22 protein-coding genes and 1 tRNA gene are annotated in these 20,118 nt (G+C 56.8%); 9 read left to right on the top strand and 14 right to left on the bottom strand.

What is annotated here, in order from left to right; all coding sequences use genetic code 11:
- Positions 1-129: 129 nt before the first annotated feature.
- Positions 130-585 carry a DUF192 domain-containing protein gene (locus tag BLV81_RS07930; RefSeq protein WP_092354404.1) on the top strand — a complete coding sequence of 152 codons (456 nt, stop codon included), beginning with the start codon at positions 130-132 and terminating at the stop codon, positions 583-585.
- Positions 586-743: 158 nt separating this feature from the next.
- On the opposite strand, the gene rpsT is transcribed toward BLV81_RS07930, so the two are convergent.
- Complete coding sequence (rpsT, locus tag BLV81_RS07925) at positions 744-1,013, bottom strand: 30S ribosomal protein S20 (protein WP_038486574.1); 270 nt, start codon at positions 1,011-1,013, stop codon at positions 744-746.
- Positions 1,014-1,357: 344 nt separating this feature from the next.
- Between rpsT and murJ the strand changes: the two genes are divergently transcribed.
- Complete coding sequence (gene murJ / locus BLV81_RS07915) at positions 1,358-2,908, top strand: murein biosynthesis integral membrane protein MurJ (RefSeq protein WP_092354152.1); 1,551 nt, start codon at positions 1,358-1,360, stop codon at positions 2,906-2,908.
- A 1-nt stretch (position 2,909) separates the two neighbouring features.
- Here murJ and BLV81_RS07910 read toward each other — a convergent pair whose 3' ends face one another.
- Complete coding sequence (locus BLV81_RS07910; protein ID WP_092354150.1) at positions 2,910-3,569, bottom strand: class I SAM-dependent methyltransferase; 660 nt, start codon at positions 3,567-3,569, stop codon at positions 2,910-2,912.
- A gap of 233 nt (positions 3,570-3,802) precedes the next feature.
- On the opposite strand from BLV81_RS07910, the gene BLV81_RS07905 reads away from it, so the two are divergent.
- Complete coding sequence (locus BLV81_RS07905; RefSeq protein WP_092354148.1) at positions 3,803-4,657, top strand: SirB1 family protein; 855 nt, start codon at positions 3,803-3,805, stop codon at positions 4,655-4,657.
- Between the two features lie 60 nt (positions 4,658-4,717).
- On the opposite strand, the gene BLV81_RS07900 is transcribed toward BLV81_RS07905, so the two are convergent.
- Positions 4,718-6,610, bottom strand: a complete 1,893-nt coding sequence (locus tag BLV81_RS07900) for an ATP-binding cassette domain-containing protein (protein WP_092354145.1) — start codon at positions 6,608-6,610, stop codon at positions 4,718-4,720.
- Positions 6,611-7,032: 422 nt separating this feature from the next.
- On the opposite strand from BLV81_RS07900, the gene BLV81_RS07895 reads away from it, so the two are divergent.
- Entirely contained in the window at positions 7,033-7,797 is a 765-nt protein-coding gene (locus tag BLV81_RS07895) for an MHYT domain-containing protein (RefSeq protein ID WP_092354143.1), read from the top strand.
- A gap of 42 nt (positions 7,798-7,839) precedes the next feature.
- Here BLV81_RS07895 and BLV81_RS07890 read toward each other — a convergent pair whose 3' ends face one another.
- From BLV81_RS07890 to BLV81_RS07875, 4 genes are all read right to left on the bottom strand, one after another.
- Positions 7,840-8,907 carry a hypothetical protein gene (locus BLV81_RS07890; RefSeq protein WP_092354141.1) on the bottom strand — a complete coding sequence of 356 codons (1,068 nt, stop codon included), beginning with the start codon at positions 8,905-8,907 and terminating at the stop codon, positions 7,840-7,842.
- A 189-nt stretch (positions 8,908-9,096) separates the two neighbouring features.
- A tRNA-Arg gene (locus BLV81_RS07885) sits at positions 9,097-9,171 on the bottom strand.
- A 166-nt stretch (positions 9,172-9,337) separates the two neighbouring features.
- The gene (locus tag BLV81_RS07880; protein WP_092354140.1) at positions 9,338-9,760 is read right to left on the bottom strand and encodes a surface-adhesin E family protein; all 423 of its coding nucleotides are present in this window, start codon (positions 9,758-9,760) and stop codon (positions 9,338-9,340) included.
- Positions 9,761-9,910: 150 nt separating this feature from the next.
- Positions 9,911-10,207, bottom strand: coding sequence for a PsiF family protein (locus BLV81_RS07875; RefSeq protein ID WP_092354138.1), 297 nt, complete (start codon positions 10,205-10,207; stop codon positions 9,911-9,913).
- 282 nt (positions 10,208-10,489) lie between these two features.
- Here BLV81_RS07875 and BLV81_RS07870 point away from each other — a divergent pair, with 282 nt between their 5' ends.
- The gene (locus tag BLV81_RS07870; protein ID WP_092354135.1) at positions 10,490-10,669 is read left to right on the top strand and encodes a hypothetical protein; all 180 of its coding nucleotides are present in this window, start codon (positions 10,490-10,492) and stop codon (positions 10,667-10,669) included.
- Positions 10,670-11,104: 435 nt separating this feature from the next.
- Here the strand turns inward: BLV81_RS07870 and BLV81_RS24185 are convergent, their stop codons facing one another.
- The 7 genes from BLV81_RS24185 to BLV81_RS07840 form a co-directional block, all read right to left on the bottom strand.
- The gene (locus BLV81_RS24185; RefSeq protein WP_255365044.1) at positions 11,105-11,227 is read right to left on the bottom strand and encodes a hypothetical protein; all 123 of its coding nucleotides are present in this window, start codon (positions 11,225-11,227) and stop codon (positions 11,105-11,107) included.
- Between the two features lie 13 nt (positions 11,228-11,240).
- Positions 11,241-12,242: a 2-dehydropantoate 2-reductase gene (locus BLV81_RS07865; protein ID WP_092354402.1), complete on the bottom strand. Its 1,002-nt coding sequence runs from the start codon at positions 12,240-12,242 to the stop codon at positions 11,241-11,243.
- A 29-nt stretch (positions 12,243-12,271) separates the two neighbouring features.
- Positions 12,272-12,727 carry an Mpo1 family 2-hydroxy fatty acid dioxygenase gene (locus tag BLV81_RS07860; RefSeq protein ID WP_092354400.1) on the bottom strand — a complete coding sequence of 152 codons (456 nt, stop codon included), beginning with the start codon at positions 12,725-12,727 and terminating at the stop codon, positions 12,272-12,274.
- Between the two features lie 41 nt (positions 12,728-12,768).
- Positions 12,769-13,536 carry a helix-turn-helix transcriptional regulator gene (locus tag BLV81_RS07855; protein WP_092354133.1) on the bottom strand — a complete coding sequence of 256 codons (768 nt, stop codon included), beginning with the start codon at positions 13,534-13,536 and terminating at the stop codon, positions 12,769-12,771.
- 51 nt (positions 13,537-13,587) lie between these two features.
- Complete coding sequence (locus BLV81_RS07850; RefSeq protein ID WP_255365042.1) at positions 13,588-14,541, bottom strand: cupin-like domain-containing protein; 954 nt, start codon at positions 14,539-14,541, stop codon at positions 13,588-13,590.
- 435 nt (positions 14,542-14,976) lie between these two features.
- Positions 14,977-15,369: an SRPBCC domain-containing protein gene (locus tag BLV81_RS07845; RefSeq protein ID WP_092354131.1), complete on the bottom strand. Its 393-nt coding sequence runs from the start codon at positions 15,367-15,369 to the stop codon at positions 14,977-14,979.
- Positions 15,370-15,525: 156 nt separating this feature from the next.
- Positions 15,526-15,750, bottom strand: a complete 225-nt coding sequence (locus tag BLV81_RS07840) for a VF530 family protein (protein WP_092354396.1) — start codon at positions 15,748-15,750, stop codon at positions 15,526-15,528.
- 317 nt (positions 15,751-16,067) lie between these two features.
- Here BLV81_RS07840 and BLV81_RS07835 point away from each other — a divergent pair, with 317 nt between their 5' ends.
- From BLV81_RS07835 to BLV81_RS07820, 4 genes are all read left to right on the top strand, one after another.
- Positions 16,068-16,724: a response regulator gene (locus tag BLV81_RS07835; RefSeq protein ID WP_092354129.1), complete on the top strand. Its 657-nt coding sequence runs from the start codon at positions 16,068-16,070 to the stop codon at positions 16,722-16,724.
- 26 nt (positions 16,725-16,750) lie between these two features.
- Positions 16,751-18,055 carry a sensor histidine kinase gene (locus BLV81_RS07830; RefSeq protein WP_092354394.1) on the top strand — a complete coding sequence of 435 codons (1,305 nt, stop codon included), beginning with the start codon at positions 16,751-16,753 and terminating at the stop codon, positions 18,053-18,055.
- Between the two features lie 74 nt (positions 18,056-18,129).
- Entirely contained in the window at positions 18,130-19,617 is a 1,488-nt protein-coding gene (locus BLV81_RS07825; protein ID WP_092354127.1) for a DegQ family serine endoprotease, read from the top strand.
- 28 nt (positions 19,618-19,645) lie between these two features.
- Positions 19,646-19,963: a hypothetical protein gene (locus BLV81_RS07820; protein WP_092354392.1), complete on the top strand. Its 318-nt coding sequence runs from the start codon at positions 19,646-19,648 to the stop codon at positions 19,961-19,963.
- Positions 19,964-20,118: the final 155 nt, after the last annotated feature.

Below are 20,118 nucleotides of genomic sequence, written 5' to 3'. Positions count from 1 at the left end.
AGAAAGGCAGGCGCGTCCTGCCTTTTTTTACGTCCTGAAACAATTAATATCCTCTACCGCCGCCCCTCTGTCGAATTAGCTCTCTGTATAATCTCCGCATCCTAAAGGAGCTTCGACAACATGAACAACATGAGAAAAATTCGCGCCACTTGCCTCACCGCAGCCTTTGCAGCCATCGCAGCCGTTGCCGCAACGCCGGTAGCAGCGCAAGAAATCCAGCAACTCCCGGTCACCTCCCTGAATATCGGCATCCACGTGATCAAGGCCGAGGTTGCACATACAGACGCGCAACGCGAACAGGGCCTCATGTTCCGCAAGAAAATGGGCAGCAACGAAGGAATGGTATTTGTGTTCGATAACCCGGCAGGTATCTGCATGTGGATGAAAAACACCTTGATCCCGCTGTCGGTTGCGTTCATCGATGCCAAAGGCGCCATCCTGAACGTCGAGGAAATGAAAGCGCAGACGCTGGACTCGCATTGCGCCCAGGGAGCCGCATCTTATGCGCTGGAGATGAACAAGAGCTGGTTCAAGGACAAGAATATCAAAGCCGGCGCCGTGATCCAAGGCTTGCCGCAATTATAAGCACCACCGGCGGCGGCTTGAGCACTGGTTAAATACTTGCCGCCGGGATGATTAAAAACAAAACAGAAAAACCCTGCATAACGCACGTTATGCAGGGTTTTTCTTAATCCAGCAACAATCTAGTAAAGCAGGCAGCCGCAGCTGCCAGTCAAATACTATTAAGCAGCCAGCGCTTTCAGAGCAGCGTTCAGACGGCTCTTATGGCGTGCAGCCTTGTTCTTGTGAATGATTTTCTTGTCCGCGATACGGTCGATGACCGATACGGATTTTTGCAGAACCAACGCTGCTGCAGCTTTGTCGCCACCAGCATCGATTGCCTTGCGAGCAGCTTTGATTGCTGTACGCAGGGTCGAACGCTGGCTGGAGTTGTGCAGGTTTTGCTGAACTGCTTGACGAGCACGCTTACGTGCTTGTGCGGTATTTGCCATTTATATTTCCTAAAACGAGGTCGGGAATGCTTACGCGGCATAAACAAACCAGACCGCGACGCAGAATTCTGTAAAGCCACGGATTATAACCATCTTTTCCAAAACAGGCAAACTCTCCTTGCTTTGGAAGCAATTCTGTCGCAAGAAGACACAGTTACAAGAATCGCAATCCACTTTCCTGATATATCGTACTTGCTGCGGGAACAATCCGGCCCAGACTTTATCACAGTCAACAGTATCCGCCGGCAGCAAGCAAAATCTTGCAAACATGGCAAAAATCCCCCTATTTTCCAAATCCTGAGAAAGCTGTGGCAGGCGATCTGCTCCAGCTATAATGCCGCTCCATGAACTTGCATAAAACGCTTGCCACCGTCTCTGGCATGACCATGGTGTCGCGTGTAACGGGCCTGATTCGAGAAATCCTGTACGCGCGCGCATTCGGCGCCGACGGTTACACGGACGCCTTCGCCATCGCTTTCCGCATTCCCAACCTGTTGCGCCGCCTGTTTGCCGAAGGCGCTTTTTCGCAAGCATTCGTGCCCATCCTGGGCGAATACAAAAACCAGAAAGGCGAGGCCGCGACCAAGGAACTGGTCGATCACGTCGCCACCGTGCTGACCTGGGCCATGTTATTCACCTGCATCATCGGTATCCTGGCCACGCCGGTACTGGTGTATTTCATCGCCACCGGCCTGAAAGACAACAAAGAAGTGTTCGACGCCTCGGTGTTCATGACCAGAATCATGTTCCCCTACATCGGCTTCATGTCTTTTGTCGCCTTGGCCGGCGGGATACTGAATACCTGGCATGAATTCAAGATTCCGGCTTTCACCTCGGTGCTGCTTAACCTGGCGTTCATTGTCGCTTCGCTATTTGTCGCCCCCTATCTGGCACATCCCATCTATGCGATGGCATTTGCGGTGCTGGTCGGCGGCGTACTGCAGGTAGCGCTCCAGGTGCCGGCCCTGATCAAGGTCGGCATGTTGCCGCGGATTGCGCTCAGTCCCATGATCGGCTTGCGCGATCTCGGCGTGCAGCGAGTACTGAAAAAAATGGGGCCGGCGGTATTCGCCGTATCTGCCGCTCAGTTGAGCCTGCTGATCAACACCAATATCGCTTCACGCCTGGGACACGGCAGCGTTTCTTTACTGACCTACGGCGACCGCTTGATGGAATTCCCGACGGCATTGCTGGGTGTCGCGCTCGGCACCATCTTGCTGCCTAGCTTGTCCAAAGCGCATGCGGAGAAAGACCACGGCGAGTATTCGTCGTTGCTGGACTGGGGCTTGCGCCTCACCTTTTTGCTGGCGCTGCCGTCCGCGGTCGGCCTGGCTACCCTGGCAGTGCCGCTGACGGCGACGCTGTTCCAGCACGGTAAATTCGATGCGGCCTCGGTCGCGGTCACCAGCCAGGTCCTGATTGCCTATGGCGTCGGCCTGATCGGCCTGATTGTGGTGAAAATCCTGGCGCCGGGCTTTTATGCCAAGCAAGACATCCGAACCCCGGTCAAGATTGCGATCGGCGTATTGATCGCGACGCAATTGATGAATTACCTCTTCGTGCCGATTTTTGCAGTGGCCGGCCTGGCGCTGTCAATCAGCGTCGGCGCCTGCCTGAACGCCGGTTTCTTGCTGTGGAGCCTGATGCGGCGCGGCATATACAAGCCTGAAACGGGCTGGGCCCGCTATTTCATACGCCTGCTCGGCGCCCTGTTCCTGATGGCGGCCGTGGCTCTGTGGTGCGGCCAGCAATTCGACTGGACCGGACCGCATACCAGCTCCCTGGCGCGCATCGCCGCCTTGTGTGTTGTGCTGGCGGCTTGCGGCGTTACTTATTTTGGAGCGCTGCTGGCGATGGGATTCCGTTTCCGCGATTTCAAACGTATCGCGCGCTAAATCAGCGCTTGCGCGCCAGCGTCAGTCCGTCGCCGATCGGCAGCAGCGACAAGTCGATGCGCTCATCGTGATGCAGTTTGATGTTCAGCGCTTGCAAAGCAACCGTGTCGGCGCCGGTATCGTGTGTCGCTACCTTGCCGCTCCATAAAGTGTTGTCGATGGCGATCAGCCCCCCGTACCGTAGCAACCGCAGGCAACGTTCGTAATAGCCGTCGTAGCTGGTCTTGTCGGCATCGATGAAAGCAAAGTCATACTGGCCGGCTTCGCCCGCGGCCAGACGGGCGTCGAGCGTCTCCAGCGCCGGCCGCAGCTGCAAATCGATCTTGTGCCTGACTTGTGCCTGCTCCCAAAAGGGCTGGCCGATCAGCGTATATTCATCGCTGATATCACAAGCCAGCAGCTTACCGTCGTCGGGCAGCGCCAACGCCACTGCCAGCGCGCTGTACCCGGTGAAGACACCGACTTCAATCGTGCGCCGCGCCCCCATCAGCTTGATCAGGAGTCCCATGAATTGTCCCTGCTCGGGCGAAATCTGCATGCCCGCATACGGATGGCTGCGCGTAGCGGCGCGTAAAGCCGCTTGCGCCGGATGTTCGCGAATCGAATGATCTAATACATATTGGTAGAGCGTATCGTCGAGATTGAGTGTGCGGTCAGACATGTCCTTGTGCTCCTGAGTGAGAATAATATGCGTGGGAACCTGCCCTTAATCGCCCAGCTTCCCATGCTGCGCGACGGCTCCGAGCTTCGCGCGAATCGCTTGAAAAACAATCTGGACGCCTGCGTTTTTCAGGGAAGATGTTCGAATATTGTTGTGTGACAACATGGTAAACCGGAACGATAGACCGCGGTTCTTCTATCGCACTGGAGAAAATAGTTTGCTAGGATAGAGTCATGACGACGACCACATCCTTAGATTATTTTACTGCGCTGGTGCAACAAGCCAACGATGTTCCTTTGTTCGAAGCAGCATTGGCGATCGCGCAGGACGTCTATCCCGAACTGGATTTCAACGCGCCCCAGGACGAGCTCGACCGGCTGGCCAACACCTTGCGCCAGCGCTTGCCGTCGGACGCTTCGGCGATCCAGAAACTGCGTCAGCTGAATCAGTTCTTCTACCAGGAGCTGGGATTCGCGATCAACGTCAATCATTATTACGACACTGACAATAGCTATCTGCACCGGGTCATCGCCAAGCGCCGCGGCATTCCGATTTCGCTGGCATTGATTTACATGGAACTGGCGCAACAGATAGGCTTGCCGGTAAAAGGCGTATCCTTCCCCGGCCATTTCCTGATGAAACTCACGGTGCCATCCGGCGACATCATGATCGATCCGGCCAGCGGCGCCAGTTTGTCGCGCGAAGAACTGGAAGAGCGGCTGGAGCCTTACCTGCCGACGGCAAACGAGGAGGAAAGAGCGGCCAGCCGGCTCTCCCTGATCAGCTATCTGCAGATCGCCCACCCGCACGACATCCTGGTCCGCATGTTGCGCAATCTGAAAGCCATCTACCAGCAAAGCAATCACTGGCAACGGCAGCTGGAAGTACAGCAACGGCTCTTGATCCTGCTGCCCGGCGACGCCGTGGAACGGCGCGACCGCGGACTGGCGTTCGCGCAGCTGGATTGCCCGCAAGCAGCGTTGGAAGATCTGGAAAATTATCTGGCGCAACGGCCGCATGCACCTGATGCGGCCGCCTTGTCCCAGCAAGCCCTCGAATTGCGCGAGGCGTGCCGGCGTATGAATTAGTTAATGAGCATTGGCGGCGGCAGTGGCGGCGAGCCATCCACTGCGCAGCAGCGAATGCTGTTAACCTTTGGTGCGCGCCTCGATCACTTCCCACTTCTCCAGGCTCTCCAGCAGCAAGCCGTCGATTTCAGCGAACCTGTCGTTGAGGCGCTTCACTTCATCCGGCTTTTGCTTGTACAAATCAGGATCGGCCAGCTGGCTGGAAATGGTTTTTTGTTCGGCTTCCAGCTTGGCGATCAGCAACGGCAATTCTTCCAGCTCGCGCTGCTCTTTGTAGCTGAGTTTTTTCTGCTTGACGGCAGGCTGAACCGGCTCCGCCTTCGCTTCCGCCTTGGCTTTGGCAATCACTGCCGATTGCGTCGGACGCACGCGCTCCCAATCGGTATAGCCGCCTACATATTCGCGCCACATGCCGTCGCCTTCAGCGGCGATCACCTGGGTCACCACATTGTCGAGGAAGGTACGGTCATGGCTGACCAGGAATACGGTGCCCTTGTAGTCTTCCAATAATTCTTCCAGCAATTCCAGCGTATCGATATCCAGATCGTTGGTCGGCTCGTCCAGCACCAGCACGTTAGCCGGCTTGGCGAACAAGCGCGCCAGTAACAGACGATTGCGCTCACCACCGGACAGCGATTTCACCGGCGAGCGCGCACGCTCCGGCGCGAACAGGAAATCGTTCAGATAAGTCATCACATGCTTGCGCTGGCCGTTGATCTCGACCCAGTCGCTACCCGGCGCAATGGTGTCGGCCAGGCTGGCGTCTTCGTTCAGCTGCGCGCGCATCTGGTCGAAATACGCGATTTGCAATTTGGTGCCCTGCTTGATCGTGCCGCTATCCGGCTGATCTTCGCCCAGGATCAATTTCAACAGAGTGGTCTTGCCGGCGCCGTTCTGGCCGATCAAGCCGACCTTGTCGCCACGCAAAATGGTAGCGGTAAAATCGCGTACGATCGCTCTTTCGCCATAGGATTTATTGACATCAGTCAGCTCGGCGACGATCTTGCCGGAGCGTTCGCCCGACGACACATCCAGCTTGACCTGACCTTGCTGATCGCGGCGCGCGCTGCGTGCCAGGCGCAAGGCTTCCAGACGCCTGACGCGGCCCTCGTCGCGCGTGCGGCGCGCTTGCACGCCCTTGCGGATCCAGATTTCTTCTTGCGCCAGGAATTTGTCGAACTTGGCGTTCTCGACTTCTTCGTTTTCCAGCTGCTCTGCCTTACGCACCTGATACGCCGTGAAATTGCCCGGGAAAGACAGGATGCGGCCGCGATCCAGTTCGATGATGCGCGTCGCAACGTTATCCAGGAAACTACGATCATGGGTAATGAACAGCACGCTGCCCTTATAGTCGCGCAGCAAACCCTCAAGCCACATGATCGAGCTGAAATCCAGATGGTTGGTCGGCTCATCGAGCAGCAAGACATCGGGCGCGCTCACCAGGGCGCACGCCAGCGCGACGCGCTTTTGCATACCGCCCGAGAGTTGCCCCATCAGCAGATTTTTATCCAGATTCAAACGATCCAGCGTGGTCTCGACCTTGTTGGTCAGGCTCCAGGCATCGGCGGCATCGAGCTTGCTCTGTATCTCGTGCATGCGCTCCATGATGGCGTCATCGTTATCGCCGCCGAACTGGCCGGTCAGCGCATCGTATTCGTTCAGCAAGGCCTGCATCTCGCCCATGCCGGATGCGACCGCATCGAACACCGACATCTCGGATTCGAAATGCGGTTCCTGATCGACATAGGCGATCTTGATACCTTGCTGCATCACCATCAAGCCATCGTCCAGCTTGGACACGCCGGCGATGGTTTTCAGCAGCGACGACTTGCCGGTGCCGTTACGGCCGATCAGGCCGACCCGCTCCCCCGATTCCAGGGAAAATTCCGCGCGATCCAGCAATGCAACGTGACCAAAGGCGAGTTGCGCATTGGAGATAGAAATGACAGCCATAATTTGGATGAAACCAGAAAAAGAAAGATCTGCAAGCGCACTTGGCTACTTAGCTACATGACTACATAGCTGCACAAGCGGCATCACGCAATCAATTGGATGAATGAACCGCACATTGTACCTAAGCTCGGGGATCTGGTCGTACATTTGTCAAAGCTGCTGCCTGCGCCGGGCTGCTTCCGCCCCTGCCCACAGGCCTTTTTGCCCTGCAATATTGATTTACAAAATATTTCTGCAAATATATTGCCAAAAAGAAATTTGACATCTATATTATTTCCACCCAGAAACATTCATCGACGAGATGACAATGTGCCATGGCGTAAATAATCAGACCCGATCTAAAAAAACAATGTCGCTGTAAAGATAAGGGCAAGGCGCGCGCCGCCTTTTGCCTCTCACATGCATACAACAGGGAGAAAGCCATGGATCCATTGCTAGGCCAGGTATTGACGCCAAGATATGACGCCGCTCTGGTTTTACTGTCGTACATGATCTCATTCTGGGGTGCGTTGCTGGCCCTGCAATGCGCCAAATCCATGTTTCGCAAAGATGGCACGCTGGACTTCGGCATGACCATCTGCGCCGCCGCTTCACTCGGCGGCATCGGCATCTGGTCCATGCACTTCCTCGCCATGCAAGCATACCGCCTGACTGTGCCGATCGCCTACGACGTGCCACTCACCGCTGCATCGTTGCTGGCTGCGATCGTGATTTCCGGTATTGCACTTTACCTGGCCGGCGGTCACGGCAAATTCAAGACGTCCGGCTGGCTGGCGGGAAGCATGCTGGCCGGAGTCGGAGTATGCGTGATGCACTACATGGGCATGTATGCGATGAACCTGCGCGCCACCATGCTGCTCAATCCGCGCATCGTCGTGATCTCGGTCGTCATTGCGATTGCCGCCGCCTCCGCAGCGTTATGGCTGGCCTTCAACCTGACCCGGCTGTTGCACAGGGTGGTAGCGGCGCTGGTGATGGCGCTGGCGGTGTGCAGCATGCACTACGTCGGCATGTTCGCCGCCGACATGATCTGCACCAGCGACGCCCCGCTGATTCCGCTGAAAATCGGCGGCAACTACCTCGACGTTTCGGTCTACGCGGTCGCCGGCTTGCTGTCCCTGTGCATTTTCTGGGTGGTGCTGGGACGCAGCATGAACGAAAACAAACTGGCCGAGACCTTGCGCTGAGCAAGGCCGTAGCCGTGGCGCTTCATCGTTCGCGGCGGCGCGCTACAGGTCAAAACGCTTCATGATGCCGATTGTCATCAGATCGGCGTCATTCTTGTTCCTGAAGGTGACCACCCGGCCGAAGTCGGCGAAACCTCTCACGCCGTGACCCAGATCACGGCCAAGCTGCAAGCTGAACAAGCCGTTTATTTTCCAGTTGCCTGAATCGCGTTGATTAACCGCCAGATACGGTCCGGCGCCGGCGCTGATATTCCAGTGTTCTGCAATCGGCTGCACATACCAGCCTTCCACCGCGATCCCGTGCCGATTCACGCGTACGCCATCATCCCCCTCTTCAATCGCTGACGCTGAAGCGGCCCAAGGCCCGTAGTATTTTTTAGCTTCCAACGCGTAGCTAAGCCGCTTGCCTGGTCCCGATTGATTGGTCTGGGCAAAACCGCCTAGCGCCGCCAGCCATACCCCGTGATCGCCGCCGGCATCAGGCGCGCTTACAGGCGTCGCGCCGAGTTCCTTGCCGATACCGACCAGGAACGCATCCGACGAAGGCGCGCCGGGCGTCAGCACGTGGTTGTACGCCAGCCGGATACTCAGGCCTGGTGAAAACTGATCCAGGCGTGTCAGCAGCGCCACCGAAAACAAACCGCCCAGGCGTGCGTCGTCTTTTTCCGTGCCGTTGACGGTGGTTCTGTTCATGCTGAAATACGGACCCGCGCCAAGTTCAAGATCAAAGCCTGGATGCAGTTTTTGGCGATATACCATCTGCGCGGCATAACCGTCGCGATGATTGTTGTCGGGATGACCCTCGTTGTAATACACATAGTCAAGCCGGGTGCTGGCGCCCGCCGGCAAATGTCCGCCGGCAGCCAGTCCGAACAGATCGATAGCCGGCCCGAACCTGATTTCCGCAGCACGCCAACGCATCGGCTTCTGGGTGTCCAGGCTGGTGCCGTAAAGTATGCCGTTACCGAGCGCGGCCGAGGCATAGCTGTTATCAGGCGCCGGCGCTAGTGACGGCAAAGTCGTGGCGTCATTTGCCTGAGTTAGAGGATGCCAGCAAAGAAACGCGCATGCCAGCGCGAAACGCAAAACTGTTTCGTTTTTTTTAGACATAGTCGTTTTCTATTCTGTATTGTGGGCTGAGCGTGTTGGACCAATGCAAAACTATTTCGTTTCATTTCGTGAAGCGGTCTATTTGGCCTGGATGCCTTGGTCAACATGGCGGCAGCTGCGGCGCTGCACATTGCAATGCGGGTAATACGCGGCTTACGACGATTTAGTATTTTTTTGAAATAAGGGACTTGGTCCCGCCAACAGGAATCGGACCTGTATCTAGCGCTTAGGAGGCACTCGTTCTATCCATTGAACTATGGCGAGGACTGGAACAGGAATGCTGCACTCACGATACCGCTGTGGCTTTCACAACATTCCATATCAATCAGGTATGCCGGAGATCAGCTCTGGCAGTCTGGGCGAGAGTATAGCAAAGACTGGCGCAGCATAGCGGACCAAAGTCCGCCATCCTGCCGATTTGATGCTGCAATTACTTGGCCGCGATAGGGAAAGCGCAAACGAAATTCATCATGACCTCGGCGATCGAATCCGTCGCCGGCTTGGCGTAAGTCGAGTTTTTCAAGGCGTCGCTGTGATCTACCTTGGCGCCGGCGCCGTCAAGCCCGGCAAACAGAATCTCTTTCGTCAGTCTCACTGTCTTGGCTTTGCAATCGTATAAAGTGAAATCCTGATATGACTGGAAGGTCGGCAATACTTTAGCGTCGCCGTCGTTCTTGCGCGGTTCCTTGAAATTCCACATCGACCAGGCTTCCCGGATACCTTTGTTTTCCTTGATCGATGCCTGGTCCAGCTTGAGCTCGGCGGTATCGCTGGATCCAACCGGCTGCCAGTCAGCAGCTTGGGCCGCAACGCAAGCCAGTCCAAGAGTAAGGGTGAGCGCTAATTTTTTCATGTGAATTTCCTTATAGTGTGCGAGCGTTGTTTCGACTTTGCATAGTAAACATTAATTCCCGTAGCGAGTATGCAATTTGGTAACAAAATGAAAAAAGCCCCGACTGAGACGGGGCTTTTGGCTACGGCAACAACGTGCCGCAGGACTTTCTTATGCTTTAGGTTTTGACAAGCATTGCTTCATGAATGCCTTGCGGTCGTCGCCCTTTTTATCGGTGGCGTTGGCATTGCAGGATTTCATTTTCTCTTGCTGTGTCATTGGAGCAGCAGGAGCGGCGGCCGGTTTTGCGCTCAAGCAATCTTTCATGAAAGCTTTGCGGTCATCGCCGGTTTTACCGGTCGCATCCTTGTTGCACGATGCCATTTTGCTTTGCTGCGAATTTGCGGCAAAGGCTGGGTTGAAAATAAAGCAGCAAGCGAGCAATGCCAGACCTGTCAGTTTTTTCATGGTTTTCTCCGTTTCCACATTAGGGTTACCGCTTTAGTTACCGCATCAGTTACAACATTACTTAACAATGACGCAGCTTGCTGCATTACAGCACGAAAATTGTCGGCTGCCAATATGTGAGCTATATGCTTATGCGGTGCCGGCATAAGAGTGCAATCACATAAGTGCATCAGATTGATATTCACAAATCGCATGACGTGTATGTGAAAGCGAAATTGGATTAGTCGTTCCAGATTACATATACTGCATTGCAACATAGACGATCAACTGAAAGGGAATATCATGGCCAGCATCTCTCCTCCACTGCCGCTGTCAACACGTTCGATGCAAGCCCAAGCTCGCCCTGATAGGCATTCCCATGACAAGAACCTGACCAAACGGCAACCTAGCCTGCTGGACAAGGTGCTGGCCGTCTGGAACGCCCCCTACAAAAAAATGGCCGGTTCTTTCCTGCGCTTCTGAAAACGGACCGCAGCAAGACCGGCTCGCCAGCCCCGCCGCCTGCGGGGCTTTTTTTTGCCTGAAGAACAGATGTTCTCGCCGCACGTCCAAGTTACCCACAGAAAATGTGCGCAAGCCTGTTGATAACTTCACAGTGAAAAATCCAAGCCTTTGATTTATATCGATTTTTAAGCGATGCTCGCAACAGGGGCAATGCCCTCCTGGATAAGCGCAATTAGCCGATACGCGATTTGTACAGGCAAAAAAAAGCCCGCTCACCTTGCGGGTGCGGGCTGAATCCAAACCTTAGGAGGTGTTGGAGGAGACAGGTGTAACTATATGGCGATGCAGCATGCATGTCTGCTTTATTTAACTGATAACAGATATTCTCGATTTATATATCTTTACCATATACTTATCGCCTGCAATATTTGCCGATGCGTGCGAGTGACTGCGTCAGTAAAGCTGGCTTTCATTTCGGCGCGTGATCATGGCCGCGGCAGGCATCGGTGCATTTTGCGCTTTAACCAAAGGGGAGAATGCTAGCAATAGCGTCAGCAAACCTAAAAGCTTCTTCATTTCGGGCTTCTTGTCATTCGCTTAAGGCCCGATACAGCGCCGTGCCGGACCAGGGTTGCAGCTTGCCCCGCTCGGCGGCATGGATCAACGCCGTCATACGCCGGTTGGCGGGCGCATCGCGCGCCAGCGATTCGGCCAGGCGGACAATCGCCCCGTTCAAATAATCCACTTCCGTCAACCGCCCTGCTTGCAAGTCCTGCCACATGGAAGAGCGCGCCTCGGGATCGATTTTCAGCATGGTCGCTGCGACTCGTTTGAAAAGTGCGTCCGGTAAGCGCAGTATGCTCGGCAGCAGTTGCGGCCCGACTCTGGCGATCCTGGCAGGCCGGATCCCGGCAGCGCGTAGTACATCCAACGCCTCCGCAATCAGCAGGGCCAGGCAACGCCGGTAGGCGCGCTGCGACAACTGGCTTTTGAGCGCCAGGCCAGACAGCGCATTCACGGCATTATTCAAATTCAACAACAGCTTGCCCCACTGGATTGCCGTGAAATCCTCGCATTGTTGCAGCGGTAAATGGGCCCGGCGAAACAGCGCCAGCCATGGTTCCAGCGCAGCGCATGCCTCAATCATCAACTCGCCGCCGCTGGCACGATGAAAACGACTACCCGCCGTCTGCACTACATTGAACGGCACCATGGCCGCCAGCACCTGCCAGCCGGGCATCAGGCTGCGCAAGGTATCGGCGTTGCCGACGCCATTCTGCAAACTGACGATCAGCGCCGACGGTTTGGCATATTCTGCAATGGCGCTCGCCGCCGCAGCGCTGTCCGCACTCTTGACGGTAACCAGGATCAGATCGGCCTCGGCCAGCGCAGCGGCGCTTTCCTGATACGGCACATGCTTGCCCTCAAGCCGCTGCCGACGGCCTTCCAGATCGCTCAGCAGCAAGCCCTGGCTGGCAATCTGCCCATGCATGCGAGCCCGCCCTATCAGCACCACATCGCCGCCCGCAGCCAGCAGCGACGCGCCGACATAGACACCGATCGAGCCGGCGCCGAAGACGGCGATTTTCATTGCATCATGTTGAATATCGCCGCTCACCATCAATAGGCGATATGCAGGCGGCGGTACAGGAAGCCGAGGACGAACAAGGGGCCGATCAGCAGGAAACGCAAATCGTCAAAGAACGACGGTTTCTTGCCCTCGATCTTGTGCCCGATAAATTGACCTATCCAGGCGATCACAAACACGCTGACCGAGAGCGGCAGCACCAGGCCCGGCGGCAAGGCGTAGAGCAAAACCAGCATCGCGCCCGCCATCAGCAGCATGCCGATAGCCAGCGGCGTCGACAGGGAAAAATAGTACAGCATGGCGGCCAGCGCAGCCGCCAGCGCCACCCAGGGATGGATCGCCCACAGCAAACCCAGCAGCGTGAAAACGATCACCGGCACGCAAATGAAATGGATCACTTCATTCACCGGATTCAGATGACTTTCGGCGTATTTGGCCAGCAGGGTATCTATAGAGCGGCCTGCTGCCGGTTGCGATTGCTGGTTCATGAAGGTCTCCATCTTTTTTTGTATGCGACTATCTTAGACCATCATTTTTCCTCGTGCTTGAACGCAATCGCCATCTTTTGCAGTTCTGACGGCACCACGCCGAAGGTATTGCGGAAAGTCCGGCTCATATGCGCCAGATCGGCAAAACCGGCGGTATGCGCAGCATGCGTCATATTGTCGCCGCGCGCTATCGCTTCGACCCCTGCCAGCAAGCGCGACCAGAGCAGATAGCGCGACAACGGCAAGCCGGTCTGCTGCCGGAACAGGTGGGTGAAACGGCTGGCGGACAAGTGCACGCCGGCCGCCAGCGCCGCGCCGCTCAGCCCAGGTTCCGGATGCGCGGCGATAGCCGCCAAGGCCTGGCTGATGCGCTGGTCGAATCCCGGCCGTGCCGGCTCACGCTGCGCCGCACACGCTATCCAGTCCTGGCTTAATTGCTCGGCGCGCTGCAGATCCAGTCCGCCATGCCTGGCTTGCTCCAGGCCGATCCGTACTTGCGCGTATCCCGGATCGTCGCCAAAAGCCGCAACCAAAGCACCTGGGGTGGCTTGTGCACGCTGCGGCAATTCGATAAACAGATGCGCCAGCAGCGTCGCCTCGCAATGAATCTGATGCGGCTGGTTAGAGGAAAAGATCGCCGCACGGGTGCTGGTCCACGGCTGGTCCGGCGCCAGGCGCGCCTGGAACGGTGCGTCCAGGCCCCAGGTCAACTGGGTCGCGAAATGCGCATGGAATCTGGAGTCGATGCCGGGGCCGATAACCAGGGCCCGGCCGCGCCAGAGAAACAGATGGGAACGCTGCGAATTCATTAGGGCCTGCTTAGGATCTGATTTTGGCCTGGCCGGAGGCGGCCAGGCAGGCTAGAATTTGTGGCAGGTGCAATTGCCCCAGCGGTACAAATGCATTTTGTGGAAAACGTTTTTAATCTCGTTCGGCACGCCGCCAAACAATATTTCGGGAGCGGTCAGGCCAAACACGCCCAGGCTGATCGACGGTTCCAGCGCAACCACCGCGTGCCAGGTGCGTTTGGGAATGAACAAGGCATCGCCCGCCTCGACCCGCGCATATAAACCTTGCGTCTTTTCAAACTCTTTGAGTTTGTCCGGCTGCTGATCCAGCCGAGAGATATTGATATCGCTCAGGATCGCACCCCAGTCGTATTTCTCGGAAATACACATGTGAGGCGTTTGTTCCGGCGGGAACAGGATGAATTCCTTGCTGCCGCGCACCTGGCAAAACCAGTTATTCGGAAAATCGTAGTGCAAGCCGGTCACCGTGTTGGCCGGCCCCATGAAGACATATTCCCAGGTCCAGCGCAAACCCGGCCATAGATCCTTGATCGAAAAATCATGGCGCAGCGCGGGGAACTCATCGAGGATATTCCATTGCGCCAGATACATGCGGTCTGGTTGAAACGATTGCATGTGCGACCAATCGAGAAAAAACCGCTCGCCCGCCGCCAGTTGACGACGGCGCCGGTCCGGCAGCAAGCCGACGTCGTCCGGCAGAGCCTGCCGGGCCAGCGCTGCCAGCTCTTGCAGATAAGGTCCGACCGGCATCACCGGCCGATGCCGGGTCCGGCCCTGCTCCACCAGGCCGTTCTGGAACTTCACCTGCGGTTCGGAACCATCCTTGTAGCGCAGCGCCGCCATCTGCTCGAACGACCAGCTTTGCTGCGCCGGCCAGTTCCGCAGCGCACCCTTGACCAGCAAGGGCCGGGTACGGTCGCCGAAACCGCCCTCGCGTTGCAGCTGCTCGGCGTCGACCTGATCGACTAACTGGAAGGAAGGGCCGCGAATCGGAATCGAAGTCATAGGTGAATAAATCTGAGATAAAGAATCGGAATGAAAGCGGATTTTACCGACGGTAATCCGTTAGTTTAGCAGGATGGCTTGAGAATTTTTCTGCCGCGATTGTCTCTGGACAATTGAGTCTAGAGTCAGCATGAAATAAAAAACCACGCTCTCGCGACGAGATCGCGGTTAACCGGTGCAGAGGGGCACTGGAGGGAGACCGGGCGAAAAAAAAGCCCGCCGCCATACGGCAGCGGGCTAAATATCAACATAGGAGAGGATAGGCTCCGATAGACAGCTTTATTTTAGTGACAAACGTAAGCCGGCACACCTGTCAGATTTAACAGGTTTACAAATCGGATCTTTCGCCATCATATTATTTATGACAACATTTCAATTAGTGCTATTTTATTTATTTTTTTTTCGGCGGCAACTGAAATGCCGCCGGCCGACCGCTCAATTCGCCAGAAACTCGCGCCACGGTTCAAAATATTTTTCGCGCCAGCCAATCTTGACCTGCTCGTAATCCTGGTCTGGCACGTCCAGATGCACAAGCTCTATACGCCCATGCTCGCCCTGGGGATGAAATGACAGGATCAGGATCGAATCCGGATCGTCTGCAGTAAACGCCGCCGAACGCCAGGTCTGCACGATCAGCCTGGGCTTGACCACCTGCAGCATGATGCCGGTCAGGGCGCCGTCGAACGCCGAGAACTCGGCGCCGGCGCCGCCGCCAATGGTGGCCGGCAAACCGGTGATTGCCTGATGCAGCACCGGATCCACATACATATCGAACAGCGCCTCGGGAGGCGCCTTCAAGACCACCGTTTTATAAATCACATTGCGCATGCTGGTTCTTCCTGCTGTTAGCAAAGCATCAGGTCTGCAAGCGCCAAGGATTCTGCTTAGGAATGGCGCACTGAGAAATTTTCCGGGCCGCGGCAAATACGAGTACGGATGCAAGTACAGCCACCGCCACAAAACTCTACCTTATTTTTCAAAAACTCATTTCATCGCGCGCCGCATGCCCACATACAAGGCTTCCACCTTCTCACGCGCCCACTCTGTCTTGCGCAAAAATGTCAGGCTGGACTTGATGCTGGGATCGCTCTTGAAACAACGGATGTCGATCCGCTGTCCCAATCCGTCCCAGCCGTAATGGGCTATCAGCTCGGTCAGCATCGCTTCCAGCGTAACGCCGTGCAAATGATGATGTGTATTCTGTGTCATGCGTTTCTCGATCAAGGTTCAGGCTGACATTTTACGGCCACATGGGCCTGCAGCAGCGCGCACGGCACAGTATTCAAGTTTTTGGGGGATCTGTCATTATCTAAATTACAACTATCCAGGTTACCCACAGAAATTGTGGACAGTCCTGTTGATAACTACTAGGCGTTTTAGTTATGTCGTTGATATATATAGATTTTTTATCGCTGCACAGAGTTACCGCGCGGCCCGCCTGAGATTGTTTAAGAATCGTTTAATTCAATCCGGCTAAACTGTGACGACTTTCGGCGTTTGCCAAGTGTTGCTAAGGAGCTGGTGCCATGCGTTTGCTGTTGGTGGAAGACGATCTGATGGTGGGCGAAGCCGTGCGCAAGGGATTGCGCCAGGACGGTTTCGCCGTCGACTGGGTGCAGGACGGCGCTGCGGCGCTGAGCGCGCTGGCGCAAGAGGATTACCAGTTGCTGCTGCTCGATCTCGGCTTACCGAAAAAGAACGGCCTGGAAGTGCTGAAGTCGCTGCGCGCCGGCGGCAACCGGATTCCGGTGCTGATCCTCACTGCGCGCGATGCGGTGTCGGACCGGGTGGCGGGCCTGGATGGCGGCGCCGACGACTACCTGGTCAAGCCGTTTGACCTGGAAGAACTGGCAGCGCGGATTCGCGCCCTGCTGCGGCGCCAATCCGGACGCGCCGAACCGCTGATCGAACTGGGCCAGCTGACGCTCAATCCGGCCACCCATGAAGTGTTGATGGAAGGCCGCCAAGTCAATTTGTCGGCGCGCGAATTTGCTCTGCTGCGAGCCTTCCTGGATCGCCCTGGCGTAGTGCTGTCGCGCGCACAACTGGAAGAAAAAATGTACGGCTGGGATGACAGTATTGAAAGCAATGCGGTGGAGGTATACATCCACGCCTTGCGTAAAAAACTCGGCAGCAATTTCATCAAGAATGTGCGCGGCATCGGTTATATGGTGGCCAAATGACGCCGACATCATCGTCAAGACTGTCAATCCCATCCATACGTAAAAGTTTACTGCTATGGCTGGCAGTCGGTTTGAGCGGCGCCATCCTGGTGGCCGGCGGCGCCCTGTATTTCCAGGCGCGCGGCGAAGCCAACGAATTGTTCGACTATCAAATGCGGCAGATCGTCGCCTCCCTGCCGCGCCAGGCGTTTTCGCCGATGATTGAGAATGGCGATAGCGGGCCGGAACTGGATGACCAGATCATGATCCAGATCTGGGACAACACCGGCGTCGTCATCTATCACTCGCATGGGCAGGCCAACTTGCCGCTGCAAGCCGAACTGGGCTTTACCAACGTCCGCCAAAGCAATGGCCTGTGGCGCGTGTACAGCGCGCAAATCGGCAATACCGTGGTGCAGATCGCGCAGCCGCAAAGCGCACGCAATCAGATTGCGGCACAGATGGCGGTCAAGACCGTCACTCCCCTGCTGCTGCTGTTTCCCTTGCTGGGCATATTGATCTGGGTTGCCGTCGGCCGCGGGCTGGCGCCGATCAAACGCGCTGCGGCAGAAGTCCAGGCACGCGATATGCACGCCTTGTCGCCGATCCCGGACGCCACGCTGCCGCGTGAAATCCGGCCGCTCACCCAGGCGCTCAACGATTTGCTGGCGCGCCTCGGCCAATCCATCAATGCGCAACGCGCCTTCGTCGCCGACGCCGCGCACGAACTGCGCACACCGCTGACCGCCCTGCGCCTGCAAGTCCAGCTGGCTGAACGTGCCGCCGACGACGGCGAACGGCAAGCAGCGTTCGGCGATCTGAAACAAGGACTGGAACGCGCCACCCATTTGCTGCAACAGCTGCTGACACTGGCGCGCCAGGAACCCGGCGCCTTTGAGCAAGCCCACGTCGAACTCGATTTGCGCGCGCTGCTGCATAGCGTAATCGGCGACTTTGCCCTGAGCGCCCATGAGCGCCAGATCGATCTGGGCATCGGCACCGAGACGCCGGCCAGCGTGACCGGCAACGCCGATGCCTTGCGCATCCTGTTCAATAATCTGATCGATAACGCACTGCGGCACAGCCCGCCGGGTAGCAGCATCGATGTCTCGCTGGCCGCCGATGCCGCCGGCGTTACGGTGGCGGTGGAAGATGGCGGCCCCGGTATCCCGGAGGCCGATTTGCAGCGTGTGTTCGATCGCTTCTACCGCGCTGCCGACAGCCAGACGCAGTCGCACGGCAGCGGCCTGGGGTTGGCGATCGTCAAGCAGATCGCCGATGCCCACCGCGCCAGCATCAATTTGCAAAATACCGGACACGGGCTACGCGTCACTGTGCACTTTGCTGCCTGACCACTATTTTTTAAGTCTGCTTTAATTTTTCGTATTTATGCTGTGTGCTATTCCATCTGCAAAAGGAGCACAGCATGAATCGTCAGACCTTTACCCGCAGCATCGTTGCCGCCGCCGTTCTCGCGGTAGCCGGCGGCGCCTACCTGCATTCGAAGAACGGCGATATCGGCATCGATAACGCCAGTGCGGCGATCGTGGCGCCAGCTCCGGCAGCGGCGCCGGTGAGCAATGCGGCGCCGGCCGTGGCGGTGGCCACCGATTTTTCCGGCATAGTCGAACGTTCCGGACCGGCCGTGGTGAACATCAGCGTCACCGGCAAAGCGAAACAGAGCGCCGTATCTGAGCAGGACGACTCCGGCGAGCTCGATCCCAACGATCCGTTTTCGCAGTTCTTCAAGCGTTTCGGCCCGCAATTGCAAATCCCTAGCCATCCGCAGATCATGCGCGGTGAAGGCTCCGGTTTCATCATCAGCACCGATGGCCTGATACTGACCAATGCCCACGTGGTCGACGGCGCCCAGGAAGTGACAGTCAAGCTGACCGACCGCCGTGAATTCAAGGCCAAGGTGCTAGGTTCCGACAAACAGAGCGATATCGCGGTGATACGGATAGCCGCCAAGAACCTGCCGACGGTGCAAATCGGTAATCCGGCCCTGACCAGGGTCGGCGAACCGGTGCTGGCGATAGGCTCGCCTTACGGTTTTGAAAATACCGCTACCGCCGGCATCGTCAGCGCCAAGTCGCGCTCCCTGCCGGACGATAATTATGTGCCATTCATCCAGACCGATGTCGCCGTCAATCCCGGCAACTCGGGCGGGCCGCTGTTCAATATCAAGGGCGAAGTGATCGGCATCAATTCGCAGATCTACAGCCAGACCGGCGGCTACCAGGGCCTGTCTTTTGCGATTCCTATCGATGTCGCCACCAAGGTTGAGCAGCAGCTGGTCAAGCATGGCAAGGTCACCCGCAGCCATCTGGGCGTCAGCGTGCAAGAGGTCAACCAGGCATTGGCGGAATCGTTCGGCTTGAAGAGTGCGGCCGGCGCGCTGGTCAGCTCAGTCGACAAAGGCAGTCCGGCCGACAAGGGCGGCCTGGAAACCGGCGATGTGATCCTGCGCTTCAATGGTCAGCCGATCAATCATTCGTCTGATTTGCCGAACCTGGTGGCCGACACCGCGCCCGGCACCAGCAGCACGATTGAGGTGATGCGCAACGGCCAGGCCAAGACCCTGACCGTCAAGCCGACGGAAGCGGAAGCGCTCAAGACTGCCAGCAACGACAGTAGCGCCGGTTCGCAAGCACGGCTCGGGCTGGCGCTGCGCCAGCTCACTCCGGACGAACAGCAACAGGCCGGTACGCGCGGCGGGCTGGTGGTGGAAGATGCAATCGGACCGTCGGCGCTGGCCGGCATCCAGCGTGGCGACGTGATCCTGTCGCTCAACGGCAAGCCGGTCAACAGCGTCGAGCAGTTGCGCCAGCTGGTGAGCAAGGCCGGCAAGAATGTGGCGCTGCTGGTGCAACGCGACAAGGATAAAATCTTTGTGCCTCTGAATCTGGGCTGAGGCGCCGACAGCGCAGGATGGGATGACGATGACGAAACTGGTAAATAAGCTGCTCAGTAACAATAACTTGTCGCAACACATCCTGCCCTCTTCCGCCACGATGATCGGGGTCTGCATTACCGCCCTGTCGATCATCAAGCTCGCCAGATTCAGCGGGCTGGCGGTATGGCTAAGCCATCTGCTGGCGCTGAACAGCCTGGTATTCCTGACCAGCGGCGTGCTCTCGTACGCCGCCATGCGTTCAAGCCGCAGCGCAAGGCTGGAACAATACGCCGACATCGCCTTCATCTTCGGCTTGATCCTGTTGAGCCTGTCCACCGTCTTCATGGCGGTGGTGATTGACTAAACCTTCCCTGATTGAATTTTCATTCCGATCAAAGTTACCCACAGAAACTGTGGATAGTCCTGTTGATAACTCCAATGTGCTTTGGCTATGTGGTTGATATATATGGATTTTCTATATCTGCTTAATGTTGTGCGAGCAACGGCGCTCAAATAACA

This window comes from Collimonas sp. OK242 (assembly GCF_900107095.1).
Classification (GTDB): domain Bacteria; phylum Pseudomonadota; class Gammaproteobacteria; order Burkholderiales; family Burkholderiaceae_D; genus Collimonas.
This window is presented reverse-complemented; position numbering and strand designations above follow the sequence as displayed.